Origin of the sequence: Homoserinibacter sp. YIM 151385, assembly GCF_027912415.1 — a bacterium.
Lineage (GTDB): Bacteria > Actinomycetota > Actinomycetes > Actinomycetales > Microbacteriaceae > Schumannella.
The window spans coordinates 595,510-609,530 of the sequence record NZ_CP115175.1 but is presented as its reverse complement, the minus strand read 5'-3'; the positions used below and the strand labels follow the sequence as shown (position 1 = coordinate 609,530).

The following is a 14,021-nucleotide window of genomic DNA, read 5'->3' as shown; positions in this document are numbered from 1 at the left end:
GGAGGCCGGTCTCGATCGAGCGCGCTCAGAGCCCCTGGAGGATCGTCCGGAGTGCGGCCGCCGCGAGCGGCGAGGCGAGCAGCACGAGGGCGGTGACGTTGAGCACGACGCCGCCCCAGAGCGAGATGATGAAGCTCGTCTTCCGCGTCTTGTGCCGCAGGATCCGCTGCCCGAGCAGCGCGCCCGGCCATCCGCCGACGATGCCGAGCGCGATGAGCGAGCTCTCGGGGATGCGCCACCCGCCCGACGCGGCGGCGCGCTTGTCGGCCGCGTAGGCGAGGAAGCAGACGACGCTCATGCCGCCGTAGAGCAGCGGCACGAAGATCGGCAGCGGCCCCCAGGCCAGGTGGACGGCGATCAACAGGACGGGGAGCGCGACGACCGCGAGGATGCCGACGACGTCGCCCGCGGAGGCGGGGCGCCGCAGCGGCGAGGGCACCGCGACGGGCACCGCCCGGATCACCTCGACACGGCTCGCGCTGAGCCGGCCGCGCGCATCCTGACGCAGCTCGAAGCCCAGCCCGTCGCCGATCGCAGGCCGTCGCGGCATCTCCGGGAACGCGGAGATGTGCACGAACACGGGACCTCCGCCGCGGTCCGGCGTGATGAAGCCGTAGCCGCGATCGTCGTGCCACACCGTGATCGTGCCGGTGAGGCGAGCGGGACCGGGGAGCATGTGGGCTCATCGTAACCCGCACCGCGGGATGCGGCGGCCCGGTCCACGCGATCGCGACGGCATCCTTCGCGGCCGGTCCCCGCAACGGAGGAAGGCCCCGGATCATCGATCCGGGGCCTTCGCACTCGCGTGCGCGAGGGGGGACTTGAACCCCCACGCCCTATACGGGCACTAGCACCTCAAGCTAGCGCGTCTGCCATTTCCGCCACCCGCGCGAGTGTCCTGCTGCGATCCTCCATCAGGAGGGCCGAGAAGAGACACTAGCACGCTCCGGACCCGTGCCATGACCGCCGGGTAGCGTTGTGGGCATGACCACCTCCGCCGCAGCCGACGCCCCGCTCGAGGCGACCGCCGAGATCGCGCGCGATCTCATCCGCATCGACACCACCAACCACGGCGGGGGGAGCTCGGCGGGGGAGCGGGAGGCGGCCGAGTACGTCGAGGCGCGCCTGCGCGGGCTCGGGCTCGAGCCGCAGCTCTTCGAGTCGGCGCCGCGCCGCACGAGCGTCGTCGCGCGCGTGGAGGGCCGCGACCGCTCGCGTCCCGCGCTCGTCGTCCACGGCCACCTCGACGTGGTGCCCGCCGACCCCGCGAACTGGAGCGTCGACCCCTTCGGCGGCGAGATCCGCGACGGGATGCTGTGGGGCCGCGGCGCGGTCGACATGAAGGACATGGACGCCATGATGCTCACGGCGCTCGGCGACGTCCTCGACGGCGGCGGGCAGCCGGCGCGCGATCTCGTCATCGCCTACTTCGCCGACGAGGAGGCGGGCGGCCTCTACGGTGCGAGCTGGATGGTCGACCACCACCCTGAGGTCTTCGCGGGCGCGAGCGAGGCCATCAGCGAGGTCGGCGGCTACTCGATCGACCTCCAGGGCACGCGCGCGTACCTGCTGCAGACGGGTGAGAAGTCCCTCGTCTGGATCAAGCTCATCGCGCGCGGGACGGCCGCGCACGGCTCGCGCGTGATGCGCGACAACGCGATCACGAAGCTCGCGGAGGGGGTCGCGGCGCTCGGCCGGCGCGAGTGGCCGATCCAGCTCACGACGACGACGGACGCGCTCCTCGACGAGATCGCGCGCATCACGGGGGCGGATCGCACGCGGATCGGACCGGACCAGCTCGTCATGTCGACCGGCAGCGCCTCCGGCTTCCTCCTCGCGACGCTCCGGGCGACGAGCAACCCGACGCTCCTCCAGGCCGGGTACAAGCACAACGTGATCCCGGACCGCGCGGAGGCGCTGATCGACATCCGCACCATCCCCGGCGACGAGGCGCGGATCCTCGCGGAGGTGCAGGAGCTCGTCGGGCCGGAGATCGAGATCGAGATCGTGCATCAGGACGTCGGCCTCGAGAACCCGCTCGGCGGCGAGCTGGTCGATCGGATGACGGCGGCGCTCGGCCGTCACGACCCGGGCGCGCCGGTGCTCCCGTACCTGCTGAGCGGCGGCACCGACAACAAGTCGCTCTCCCGCCTGGGCATCGCCGGCTACGGCTTCGCCCCGCTGCGGCTCGGCCCCGGCCTCGACTTCCCGGCGATGTTCCACGGGGTCGACGAGCGGGTGCCGCTCGACGCGCTCGCCTTCGGTCGGCGCGTTCTCGGCGATCTCCTGCGCGACTGCTGATTGACTTCTCGGCCGTGAGTCTCCTCGAAGCGATCATCCTCGGCCTCGTCCAGGGCCTGACCGAGTTCCTGCCGATCTCCTCCAGCGCGCACCTGCGCATCGTGGGCGAGTTCCTGCCCTCGGCGCAGGACCCGGGCGCGACCTTCACCGCGATCACGCAGCTCGGCACCGAGCTCGCGGTCCTCATCTACTTCTGGAAGGACATCACCCGGATCATCGGCCGGTGGTTCCGCCACTTCAGCCCCTCGTCCGGCATCCCGAAGGGCGACTCGGACGTCCGCCTCGGCTGGCTCGTCATCATCGGCACGGTCCCGATCGTGCTGCTCGGCTACGTCGCGCAGGAGCACATCCGCACGGCCTTCCGCTCGCTCTGGCTCGTCGCGATCGTGCTCATCGTGTTCGGCATCCTGCTCTGGATCGCGGACCGGCTGGGCCGCCGCACGCGCGAGATGGAGGAGATGACCTACCCCTCCGGCATCCTGATCGGGCTCGCGCAGATGCTCGCGCTCGTCCCCGGCGTGAGCCGCTCGGGCGCGACGACGAGCGCGGGCCTCGCGCTCGGCTACACGCGCCCCGCGGCGGCGCGCTTCGCGTTCCTCCTCGCGGTGCCCGCGGTGTTCGGCTCGGGCCTCTACGAGCTCGTGCAGAGCATCCGGGAGCCGGGGGAGGCCGTGTTCGGGCCGCTCGAGACGGCCGTCGCGACGGCGGTCGCGTTCGGCGTCGGGCTCGCGGTCATCGCCTACCTCATGCGGTACCTGCAGAAGGGCTCGTTCCTGCCCTTCGTGCTGTACCGCCTCCTGCTCGGCGGCGTCCTCATCGTGCTGCTCGCGACGGGCGTCCTGCAGGCGTACTGAGGCTCGAGTCCGCTCGGGTGCTAGGGGCCGCCCGGGCGGTCCTCGCCCGGGCGGTCGCGGCGCCGGAGGTAGCGCTCGAACTCCTCGGCGATGGCATCGCCGCTCGCCTCGGGGGAGTCGACCGTGTCGCGCGCCTGCTCGAGCTGCGTGATGTAGGCGGCCATGTCCTCGTCGTCGCCCGCGAGGGCGTCGATGCCGCTCTCCCAGGCCGCCGACTCGTCGACGAGGTCGCCGCGCTCAAGCGGCCGGGGCAGGAAGTCGTCGAGGCGCTCCATCATCGCGAGGACCGCCTTCGGCGAGGGCGCGTTGTGCACGTAGTGCGGCACGGAGGCCCAGATCGAGAGGGTCGGGATGCCGCCCCGCTCGGCCGCGTCGGCGAGCACCGAGAGGATCCCGACGGGGCCCTCGTAGCTGGAGCGCTCGAGCTCGAGCTCGCGGCGGACCTCCGCGTTCTCGCTCGAGGTGAAGACCGAGATGGGCCGCGTGTGCGGCACATCGGCGAGCATCGCGCCGAGGAACACGACGGCGCGCGCCTCGACCGCGAGGAGCTGGTCGACGATCTCGGCCGAGAAGGTCTTCCAGCCGCGCGAGGGCTCGGTGCCGAGCAGCACCCGCACGCCCTCGTCGGGGGCGTCCGGCGCCGGTCCCCAGAGGACGACCTCGGGCCAGGTGAGGACCCGCTCCCCGTGCTCGTCGATCGCGACGCTCGGGCGGTTGAACTGGTAGTCGAAGTAGTCCTCGGGCTCGATCCGGCTGGTCGGCACGAGGTCGAGCTGGTCGCGCGCGGCGCGGGCGACGCCGGAGGCCGCCTCGCCCGCGTCGTTCCAGCCCTCGAAGGCGACGACGACGACGGGGCCGTCGCCGAATCCCGAGCCCTGGGTCACGCCTCGCCGTCCTTCCCGGCGCCGACCGTCCCGGCGCCGATCCTCCACCCTAGGCCCCTCAGGAGCGTCGGCGTCGGCACCCGTAGAATCGTGCCCCGTGACCAGCACCCTCCCCGCCGCAGTCCTCTGGGACATGGACGGCACGATCGTCGACACCGAGCCCTACTGGATCCGCGCGGAGGGCGAGCTCGTGCGCGAGTGGGGCGGCACGTGGAGCGCCGAGGAGGGCCTCCAGCTCGTCGGCTCCGGGCTGCGCGACGCGGCGGCCGTCTTCCAGTCGCGCGGGGTCGGGCTCTCGATCGACGAGATCGTCGACACCCTGACCGACCGCGTGCACGCGCAGGTCGTCGAGGTCGTCCCGTGGCGGCCGGGCGCCCGCGAGCTCCTCGCCTCGGTGCGCGCCGTCGGCATCCCGACGGCGCTCGTCACGATGTCGCTGCGCCGCATGGCGCTCGAGGTCGCGGAGGCGGTCGGCCCGGACGCCCAGGGCGACCCCTCCTTCGACCTCGTGGTCGCGGGCGACGACGTCGAGCGGCCCAAGCCCGATCCCGCCCCCTACCTGCTCGCCGCCGAGCGGCTCGGGATCGACCCGCGGGATGCCGTCGCGATCGAGGACTCGAAGCCCGGGATCGCCTCGGCGGTCGCCTCGGGCGCGGTCGCCCTCGCGGTGCCGCTCCATGTCGCGCTGCCCGAGAGCCCCGCGTACACCCGCTGGGACGGCCTCGAGGGGCGCACGGTCGAGGATCTCGCCGAGATCTTCGCGGCGAGCCGGGTCGCCCGATGAGCGGCACGCGGCGCGGCCCCTTCCAGCTCGGCGACCGGGTCCAGCTCACGGGCCCGAAGGGGCGGATGAACACCATCACGCTCCAGACCGGGCAGGCCTTCCACACGCATCGCGGCGTCCTCCAGCACGAGGCGCTCATCGGCCTCGACGACGGCAGCGTCGTGGAGAGCTCGAACGGCGACCGCTATCTCGCGCTCCGCCCGCTCCTCTCCGACTTCGTCATGTCGATGCCGCGCGGCGCCGCGATCGTGTACCCGAAGGACGCGGCGCAGATCGTCGCGCAGGCGGACATCTTCCCGGGCGCCTCGGTCGTCGAGGCGGGCGTCGGCTCGGGGGCGCTCTCGCTGTGGCTGCTCCGCGCGATCGGCTCGGAGGGGCGGCTGCGCTCCTTCGAGCGCCGCGAGGAGTTCGCGACGATCGCCCGTGCGAACGTCGAGAGCTTCCTCGGCGAGGAGCCCGCGAACTGGTCGGTCGAGGTCGGCGACCTCGCCGACACCCTCCCGCAGTCGGCCGAGCCCGGCACGGTCGACCGGGTCGTGCTCGACATGCTCGCGCCCTGGGAGTGCATCGACGCCGTCTCGGAGGCCCTCGCGCCCGGCGGCCTCCTCATCTGCTACGTCGCGACCGTGACCCAGCTCTCGCGCGTCACGGAGGCGATCCGCCGGACGGGCGGCTACACGCATCCGGACCCCTTCGAGACGCTCGTCCGCGGCTGGCACGTCGAGGGGCTCGCGGTGCGGCCCGATCACCGCATGGTCGGCCACACGGGCTTCCTCGTGACGGCCCGACGCCTCGCGCCCGGAGCGGAGCTCCCCGAGCTCAAGCGGCGCGCCTCGAAGAGCGAGTACGAGGACGCCGACGTCGAGGTGTGGACGCCGGGGGCGCTGGGCGAGCGGACCCGCAGCGACAAGCGGCTCCGCCGCGTCGTGCGGGATGCCGAGGGCATGGCCGAGCGGACCGCGCGTCGACCGGGCGGGGACGGCCCGCTCCCGCCGAGCCAGTAGCATTGTTCCGCTCCCCACCGAAAGTGAGACGCTCCGTGCGCAGAATCCCCGCGCTGCTGACCGCCGCCATCGTGCTGACCTCGCTGGCCGCGTGCGCGCCCTCCGGTCCCGGCGCCTCGGCCGGCTGCGATGCGCCGCTGCAGCCGGGCGCGGCCTCGGAGACCGTCACCGCCGAGGGCGGCATCGGCTCGGACCCGGAGACCGACTTCCCGAGCCCGCTCGTGACCGAGGGCTCGCAGCGCTCGGTGCTCGTCGAGGGCGACGGCGACACGCTGCGCGATGGCGACTCGGCCTCGGTCGTCTACAGCGTCTACGCCGCCGACGGCACCCCGCTCGGCTCGACCGGGTACGAGGGTGACACGCTCTCGTTCCGAGACGCGGGCGACAGCAACTCGATCGACGAGTCGATCGTCTGCTCGGCCGAGGGCTCGCGCATCGCGCTCACGACGACCGCGGCCGAGGCCTTCGGCGAGGGCGTGCTCTCCCAGAGCGGGGTCCAGGACGACGCCACCATCGTCTTCGTGATCGACGTGGTGGACCGCTACCTCGGCAAGGCCGACGGCCTCAACCAGCTGCCCGAGGCCGGCCTCCCCTCGGTCGTCACGGCGCCCGACGGCCAGCCCGGCATCACCTTGCCGACCCCGACCCCGCCGGACGGCGAGCTCCACGCGGCCGTCATCAAGGCGGGCGGCGGCCAGGCGGTCGCCGAGGGCGACCAGATCGTCGTCAAGTACACCGGCTGGGTCTGGGAGCAGGACCCGACGTCCTTCGACTCGGCCTGGGAGCGCGGCGTCCCGACCGCCTTCGACCTCGTGGCCTCCGACGGCGAGACCCAGGGGGGCCTCATCTCGGGTTTCGTGAAGGGCCTCGACGGCCAGAAGGTCGGCTCCCAGGTGCTGCTCGTGGTGCCGCCGGAGGAGGGCTACGGCGACAGCCAGGCCGGGTCGATCGCACCCGGCTCCACGCTCGTGTTCGTCGTCGACATCCTCGGCGTCGTCCGCTGATCCCGGCCCCCGCGGCCTAGGATCGAGAGCGTGCCGAAGGACGAGCAGGGAGCGGTGAGGAAGCCGCCGCGCGTGCCCGTCGAGGAGCGCCTGTTCAGCCTCGTGCTCGCGCTGCTCGCGACCGAGTCGGGGCTCACCAAGCACGACATCCTCTCGACCGTCCAGGGGTACCGCCAGAAGTACCGGGCGTCGGGCGACAACGCGAACCTCGAGCGCCAGTTCGAGCGCGACAAGGACGACATCCGGGATCTCGGGGTGCCGCTCGAGACGATCGAGACCCCCGGCGACGCGGGCAACAACCAGACGCTGCGCTACCGGATCCCGCGCGGCGAGTACGAGCTGCCGGCGGATGTGCGCTTCTCGGCCGAGGAGACGGCGCTGCTCGGCCTCGCGGGCATGGTGTGGCGCGAGGGCTCGATCTCCTCCGAGTCGCGGCGCGCGCTCCTCAAGCTCCGCGGCCTGGGCGCCGGGGTCGAGACGCCGCTTCTCGGCTACGCGCCGCGGCTCCGCCTGCGCGACGCCGCCTTCGAGCCGCTGAGCCAGGCGCTCGAGCGTCATCTCGTCACGCGCTTCCCGTACCTCAAGCCGGGGGAGGAGCGGGCCCGCGACCGCGAGGTCGTCCCGCTCGCGCTCGTGCAGTACCAGGGGCGCTGGCACTTCTTCGCCGAGGAGACCGGCACGGGCGCCGAGAAGATGTTCCTCCTGCGCCGGATCGTGGGACCGGTCGCGCTCGGCCGGGCCGCGCCGCCTCGGCCGGGCGACCACGGCGCCCGCGCGCTCGAGAGCCTCGAGCGGGTCTGGGATGCCGGCATCGCCGAGGTCCGCGTCGTGCCCGAGACGGATTCCGCCCGCCGCCTCGCGAAGCGCCGCGGCGCCTCCTCGCTCGGCGAGGACACGCTGCGCCTCCACTTCGTGGATCTCAACATCCTCGCCGACGAGCTCGCCTCCTTCGGCCCCGAGGTGCGGGTGATGTCGCCGCCCGCGCTCGTCGAGGCGGTCGTCGCGCGGCTCGAGCGATCGGCGGCCGATCATGGCTGAACGGCAGCAGCACCTCCAGGCGCGCGACAAGCTCGCGTTCCTGCTCGCCCTCGTCCCGTGGCTGGTCGACCAGCACCGCGTGAGCGTCGCCGACGCCGCGGCGCACTTCGGGATGACCGAGAAGGCCATCCGCGAGGCCGTCGAGCTCATCGCGGTGAGCGGCGTGCCCGGTGACACCTCGTCCTACCAGCACGCCGACCTCTTCGACATCGCGTGGGACGCCTTCGAGGACGATGACGAGATCGTCATCACGAACCTCGTCGCGATCGACGACGCGCCCCGCTTCTCGGCGCGGGAGGCGGCGGCGCTGCTCGCCGGCCTCCAGTACCTCTCCTCGCTGCCGGAGTACGCGGACCGGGCAGCGGTCGACTCGCTCATGGCGAAGCTCTCGCGCGGTGCGAGCGGACTCCCGAGCCAGGTCGCGGTCGAGGAGGCCGCGGCGGACGCCTCGCTCGCGCCCGTCCGCGACGCGATCGCGCGCGGGGTGCAGCTCGAGTTCGACTACCTCGGCGCCCGCGGCGGCCGAGAGCGACGCCGGGTCGATCCGCTCCGCCTCGAGAGCGTGGACGCGGACTGGTACCTGCGCGGCTGGTGCCACCTGCGCACGGCCCTGCGCACCTTCCGGATCGACCGCATCTCGGAGCTCGTCGTCGTCGAGGAGCCCATCCGGCACCAGCCCTCCGAGCTCGCCCTGCCCGAGACGCTGTTCACGGGCGCGCCCGAGGACATCCCCGTGACGCTCGAGCTCAGCGCCGCCGCCCTCCCGCTCATCGAGGACTACCTCCCCGACGGCGCGGCCGCGACGCCTCTGGGGGAGCGCGCGCGGGTCGACTTCCCGATCTCGCATCTCGGCGCGCTGACGCGCCTCGTCGCCGGGATGCCGGGCTCGGCCAGGGTCGTCGAGCCCGCGGACGCGCGGACCGCCGTCCGCGACTGGGCCGAGCGGGCGCTCGCCCAGTACCGCTGACTCCCCGCCGGCTCCGGGCCCGCGCCGAGGTGCTGGGGTAGACTGCGGGAACCGCTCGACGACAGGAACGGAACCATGGGAATCTTCGGCAACACCTTCACCGGATGGCATCTGGTCGTCGTCCTGCTCGTGATCCTGCTCCTGTTCGGCGCGACCCGGCTGCCGGCCCTCGCGCGGAGCCTCGGGCAGTCGACCCGGATCTTCCGCAGCGAGATCAAGAGCATGAAGGACGACAAGGGCGAGGAGACGGCCGAGGGCACGGCCGACGGGGTCACGCGGAACGAGGCCGGCACCACCGCCGCCGCGCGCGATTCCGCCGCGCGGGACACCGGGGCCTCGAGCCCGGGCACCGACCGAAGCTGAGCTCGATGGCCACGCGCTTCCAGCGGAGGGCGCGGAACCCGGAAGGCCGGATGTCGCTCGGCGCGCACCTCGTCGAGCTCCGGAAGCGGCTGTTCCGCTCTGCCATCGCGGTCGTCGTCGGCACGGTCGCCGGCTTCCTCCTCTTCGATCTCGTGTGGGCGTACCTGTCGACGCCCATCAGCGTGATCGAGGACGCGAAGACCGGCCAGGTCTCGGTCAACTACGCCGGCATCGCGACGGCCTTCGACATCCGCTTCCAGATCGCGCTCACGGTCGGCATCGTCATCTCGAGCCCGTTCTGGCTCTACCAGATCTTCGCGTTCCTCGTGCCGGGGCTCAGCCGCCGCGAGAAGCGCTTCACCTTCGGCTTCTTCTTCTCCGCCGTCCCGCTGTTCCTCAGCGGCTGCGCCGCCGGGTTCCTCGTCATGCCCCACATCGTCGAGCTCATGAACACCTTCGTCCCGGAGGGCGGCACGAGCTACTACGACGCGAAGTACTTCATCGACTTCATCCTCAAGCTCGTGCTCGCGACGGGCGTCGCCTTCGTGCTCCCCGTCTTCCTCGTGCTGCTCAACTTCATGGGCGTGCTCTCGGCGGCCGGGATCATCAAGGGCTGGCGCTGGGCGATCCTGACGATCACGCTCTTCACCGCCACCGCGACCCCCGCGGCCGACATCGTGTCGATGTTCATGCTCGCCATCCCGATGGTGGCGCTCTACTTCGCGGCCTACTTCGTGGCTTACTTCCACGACAAGGCGGTCGCCCGCCGCGCCGAGCGCATCGACGCCTCGCTGGCGGCGGAGGCGTGAGCGCGCGCGAGGCCGCGCGACCCTCGCCCTCGGAGCGCTACGCGGCATCCCGGGCTCGACGGGGGTCGCCGCGTCTCGAGGCCTTCCGGGTGGGGCTCGCCTACGACCTCGACCCGTACCAGCTCGCGGCCTGCCAGACCCTCGAGGAGGGGCGGAGCGTCCTCGTCGCGGCGCCGACGGGCGCCGGCAAGACGGTCGTCGCCGAGTTCGCGGTGTACCTCGCGATGTTCGCGCCGCGCGACAAGGTCTTCTACACGACGCCGATGAAGGCGCTCTCGAACCAGAAGTTCCAGGAGCTGCAGCGCGAGTACGGGGCCGATGAGGTCGGCCTCCTCACGGGCGACAGCAACATCAACAGCTCGGCGCGCATCGTCGTCATGACCACCGAGGTGCTCCGCAACATGCTCTACGCGGACTCGCCGCTGCTGCGCGACCTGCGCTACGTCGTGCTCGACGAGGTCCACTTCCTGGCCGACCGCTTCCGCGGCGCCGTCTGGGAGGAGGTCATCATCCACCTCCCGCAGCAGGTGCGCATGGTGTCGCTCTCTGCGACGGTGTCGAACGCGGAGGAGTTCGGCGACTGGCTGCAGGCCGTCCGCGGCGACACGGACGTCATCGTGAGCGAGGAGCGGCCGGTGCCGCTCGACCAGCACGTGCTCGTGCGCTCGAAGATGCTCGACCTCTTCGACTCCTCGGGCCAGGCGGCGACGAACCGCGTGAACCCGGAGCTCGCGCGGCTGGCCGCGGCGGGCGGACGCCAGATCCGGGGGCGCGCGGGCGGCGACCTCCGCCGCATCCACCACAAGGACACCGGCCGGCGCGACTTCCGCAACGCCGACCGGATGGACCGCGCCGAGGTCGTGCGCATGCTCGACGACCGGAACCTGCTGCCCGCGATCTTCTTCGTCTTCAGCCGGATCGGCTGCGAGTCGGCCGTGACGCAGGTGCTGCGCTCCGGCGTGGTGCTGACGCAGGCCTGGGAGCGCGAGGAGATCCGCGAGATCGCGGAGGAGCGCTGCCGCGCGATCCGCGACGAGGATCTCGGCGTCCTCGGCTACTGGGACTGGCTCGAGGGCCTCGAGCGCGGCGTCGCCTCGCACCACGCGGGCCTCCTCCCCGCCTTCAAGGAGGTCGTCGAGGAGCTCTTCCAGCGCAAGCTGCTCAAGGTCGTGTTCGCGACCGAGACGCTCGCACTCGGGATCAACATGCCGGCTCGCACCGTCGTGCTCGAGAAGCTCGAGAAGTTCAACGGCGAGGCCCGCGTCCCCATCACACCGGGGGAGTACACGCAGCTCACCGGCCGCGCGGGCCGTCGCGGCATCGACGTCGAAGGCCACTCCGTCATCCAGTGGTCGACCGGCCTCGACCCGCAGGCGGTCGCCTCCCTCGCGAGCCGCCGGAGCTACCCGCTCAACTCGAGCTTCCGGCCGACCTACAACATGGCGGTCAACCTGATCGAGCAGTTCGGCCGCGATCGCACGCGCGAGATCCTCGAGTCCTCCTTCGCGCAGTTCCAGGCGGACCGTGCGGTCGTCGACCTCGCGCGGAAGGTCCGGAGCCAGCAGGAGTCGCTCGACGGCTACGCGGAGGCGATGCGCTGCCACCTGGGCGACTTCGCCGAGTATGCCGGCATCCGACGAGAGCTGACCGATCTCGAGCGCAAGACCGGCAAGCAGGATCAGGCGGGCCGGGGGGAGCGGGATCGCCGCCAGCGCCACATGACGGAGCTGCGCAAGCGCATGCGGCAGCACCCCTGCCACTCGTGCAGCGACCGGGAGGCGCACGCGCGCTGGGCGGAGCGCTGGTGGCGGCTCAAGCGCGAGACCGACCAGATCTCGCGGCAGATCCGGGGGCGCACGGGCGTCATCGCGAAGGTCTTCGACCGCGTGTCGGAGGTGCTGCTCGAGCTCGGCTATCTCGCCTCAGGCGAGCACGGCCTCGAGGTCGCGGCCCCGGGACGCACGCTGCGCCGCATCTACGGCGAGCGCGACCTCCTCGTCGCCGAGTGCCTCCGGCGCGGCGCGTGGACCGGCCTGGACGCGCCCGCACTCGCCGCGATCGCGGTGTCGCTCGTCTTCGAGCCGCGTCGGGAGGATCGCGGCGCGGGGGAGGGCGGGCTCCCGAAGGGGCGCTTCCGGCCCGCCTTCGAGCAGACCGAGCTCATCTGGGCGGAGCTCAGCGACCTCGAGGAGGAGCACCGCCTCCAGGGCCGCGACCAGCCCGCCGCCGGTCTCGCCCTCGCGACCTTCCGCTGGGCGGGCGGCGCCCGACTCGACAGCGTGCTCCGGGATGCGGACCTCGCGGCCGGCGACTTCGTGCGCTGGATGAAGCAGGCCGTCGACCTGCTCGATCAGGTCTCGATCGTCGCCGACGGCGAGCTCGGCCGGACCGCGCGGCTCGCGATCGACTCGATCCGTCGCGGCATTGTCGCGGATTCGACGGTCGCATGACCCCGCGCACGGCGCCGCAGCACTCGCTGCCGCTCTGGGCGGCGTGCCTGGCGGCCGTGGCGGGCGGCATCCTGCTGGATGCGGCCTTCCCCGACCGCGACGTCTGGGCTCTCGCCGTGCCTTCTATCCTCGTGGCCCTCGTGATCGCGAAGGGCCGCCGCCTCGGCGGCGCGATGCTCGTCGGCTCGCTCTTCGGCTGGTCTTTCTACGGGGTGCACATCCACTGGGCGACCGAGTTCCTCGGCGTCGTGCCGTGGATGGCGCTCACGACGCTCATGTCGCTCTGGTGGGGTGGCGGAACGGTCCTCATCGCGCTCGCGTACCGCTGGATCCCGCGGGTCTGGCCCGGCATCCTCGCGCGCCTGCTCTTCCTGCCCGCGGTCGTCGCAGGGCTCTGGACGCTGCGGGAGGGCGTGGCGAGCGTGTGGCCGTACGGCGGCTTCGCCTGGGGGCGAGTCGCGCTGTCGCAGTCGGAGAGCCCGATCGCCGGCCTGTTCTCGCTCGTGGGCGTCGCGGGGGTCTCGTTCCTGCTCGTCTGGCTCGCGGCGGTCGCGCTCGAGGCCATCGAGGAGGTGCGGGTGTCGCGACTGGTCCGGGCGACGCTCGTCGCCGCGGTGGCGACGGGTCTCGTGGCGGCGCCGGCCTGGCCGATCGCGATCGAGGGGGGCCTGCGCGTCGCGGCGGTCCAGGGGAACGCGAAGGCGGGCTACTTCGATCCGCCCGAGCGCACGGGCGACAACCTGGGCGACCAGGTCGAGGCGAGCATCCCCGTGCTCGACGACGACGTCGATGTCGTCATCTGGCCGGAGGGCGGCAGCGACCTCGATCCCCTCCGGGTGCCGGCTGCGGCACGCGTGTTCGATGAGGTGTCGCGGGCCGCGGGGGCTCCGCTCGTCGCCGGCACCGTGACGATGCGCGGCGAGCAGTACTTCAACACCTCGCTCGTCTGGCGGGACGGCGAGGGCGCGGTCGACTTCTACGACAAGAAGCATCCGGTGCCCTTCGGCGAGTACATCCCGGATCGGGCCTTCTGGCGGCCCTTCGCGCCGGACCTCATCGATCTCGTGCAGCGCGAGTACACCCCGGGCACGACCGATACGGTCGCCCGGATCGGGGAGGTGCTCGTCGGGCTCGACATCTGCTTCGACATCGTCGACGACCGGATCATGCGGCGATCGGTCGCCGAGGGCGCGCAGGTGCTCGTCGCGCAGACGAACAACGCCGACTTCGGGCAGACCGACGAGAGCCGTCAGCAGCTCGCGATCGCCCGCATCCGGGCGATGGAGCTCGGGCGCTCGCTCGTGAGCGTGTCGACGGTGGCGTCGACGGCCGTCATCCGGGCGGACGGCTCCACCCAGGCGGCGCTGCCCGATTTCGAGCCGGGCGCGCTCGTCGAGGACGTGCCCCTCTCGACGACGACCACGCCGGCGGCGCTGCTCGGCGGTCAGCTCGAGTGGCTGCTCGCCCTCGGCGGCCTCGGGGCGCTCGCGGTCGCGGGCGTCGTCCTCCGCGGGCGTCGCCGCGCGGGCTGATCGCCCCCGGACACAGGTGAGGCGCGCCGGC

General features: G+C 72.6%; 13 protein-coding genes and 1 tRNA gene. 11 read left to right on the top strand and 3 right to left on the bottom strand.

What is annotated here, in order from left to right:
• Positions 1–25: 25 nt before the first annotated feature.
• Complete coding sequence (locus tag OF852_RS02935) at positions 26–676, bottom strand: cold shock and DUF1294 domain-containing protein (protein ID WP_271120321.1); 651 nt, start codon at positions 674–676, stop codon at positions 26–28.
• Positions 677–806: 130 nt separating this feature from the next.
• A tRNA-Leu gene (locus OF852_RS02930) sits at positions 807–891 on the bottom strand.
• 93 nt (positions 892–984) lie between these two features.
• On the opposite strand from OF852_RS02930, the gene OF852_RS02925 reads away from it, so the two are divergent.
• On the top strand, positions 985–2,301 hold the full coding sequence (locus tag OF852_RS02925; protein WP_271120320.1) for a M20/M25/M40 family metallo-hydrolase: 1,317 nt from the start codon (positions 985–987) through the stop codon (positions 2,299–2,301).
• Between the two features lie 14 nt (positions 2,302–2,315).
• Complete coding sequence (locus tag OF852_RS02920) at positions 2,316–3,155, top strand: undecaprenyl-diphosphate phosphatase (protein WP_271120319.1); 840 nt, start codon at positions 2,316–2,318, stop codon at positions 3,153–3,155.
• Between the two features lie 20 nt (positions 3,156–3,175).
• Here the strand turns inward: OF852_RS02920 and OF852_RS02915 are convergent, their stop codons facing one another.
• Positions 3,176–4,039 carry a proteasome assembly chaperone family protein gene (locus OF852_RS02915; protein ID WP_271120318.1) on the bottom strand — a complete coding sequence of 288 codons (864 nt, stop codon included), beginning with the start codon at positions 4,037–4,039 and terminating at the stop codon, positions 3,176–3,178.
• Between the two features lie 97 nt (positions 4,040–4,136).
• On the opposite strand from OF852_RS02915, the gene OF852_RS02910 reads away from it, so the two are divergent.
• The 9 genes from OF852_RS02910 (at position 4,137) to lnt (ending at position 13,990) form a co-directional block, all read left to right on the top strand.
• Positions 4,137–4,823 carry an HAD family hydrolase gene (locus tag OF852_RS02910; RefSeq protein ID WP_271120317.1) on the top strand — a complete coding sequence of 229 codons (687 nt, stop codon included), beginning with the start codon at positions 4,137–4,139 and terminating at the stop codon, positions 4,821–4,823.
• Positions 4,820–5,827, top strand: coding sequence for a tRNA (adenine-N1)-methyltransferase (locus OF852_RS02905; protein WP_271120316.1), 1,008 nt, complete (start codon positions 4,820–4,822; stop codon positions 5,825–5,827). The genes OF852_RS02910 and OF852_RS02905 overlap by 4 nt, the downstream gene beginning before the upstream one ends.
• A gap of 35 nt (positions 5,828–5,862) precedes the next feature.
• Complete coding sequence (locus OF852_RS02900) at positions 5,863–6,831, top strand: FKBP-type peptidyl-prolyl cis-trans isomerase (RefSeq protein WP_271120315.1); 969 nt, start codon at positions 5,863–5,865, stop codon at positions 6,829–6,831.
• 30 nt (positions 6,832–6,861) lie between these two features.
• On the top strand, positions 6,862–7,869 hold the full coding sequence (locus tag OF852_RS02895; protein WP_271120314.1) for a helix-turn-helix transcriptional regulator: 1,008 nt from the start codon (positions 6,862–6,864) through the stop codon (positions 7,867–7,869).
• A complete protein-coding gene (locus tag OF852_RS02890; protein WP_271120313.1) occupies positions 7,862–8,836 on the top strand; it encodes a helix-turn-helix transcriptional regulator in 975 nt (324 codons plus the stop codon). Before OF852_RS02895 ends, OF852_RS02890 begins: the two co-directional genes overlap by 8 nt.
• 75 nt (positions 8,837–8,911) lie before the next feature.
• Entirely contained in the window at positions 8,912–9,199 is a 288-nt protein-coding gene (tatA, locus tag OF852_RS02885) for a Sec-independent protein translocase subunit TatA (protein ID WP_271120312.1), read from the top strand.
• Positions 9,200–9,204: 5 nt separating this feature from the next.
• Positions 9,205–10,008 carry a twin-arginine translocase subunit TatC gene (tatC, locus tag OF852_RS02880; protein WP_271120311.1) on the top strand — a complete coding sequence of 268 codons (804 nt, stop codon included), beginning with the start codon at positions 9,205–9,207 and terminating at the stop codon, positions 10,006–10,008.
• Positions 10,005–12,458 carry a DEAD/DEAH box helicase gene (locus tag OF852_RS02875; protein ID WP_271120310.1) on the top strand — a complete coding sequence of 818 codons (2,454 nt, stop codon included), beginning with the start codon at positions 10,005–10,007 and terminating at the stop codon, positions 12,456–12,458. Before tatC ends, OF852_RS02875 begins: the two co-directional genes overlap by 4 nt.
• On the top strand, positions 12,455–13,990 hold the full coding sequence (gene lnt / locus OF852_RS02870) for an apolipoprotein N-acyltransferase (RefSeq protein ID WP_271120309.1): 1,536 nt from the start codon (positions 12,455–12,457) through the stop codon (positions 13,988–13,990). The genes OF852_RS02875 and lnt overlap by 4 nt, the downstream gene beginning before the upstream one ends.
• The last annotated feature ends 31 nt before the right edge of the window (positions 13,991–14,021 follow it).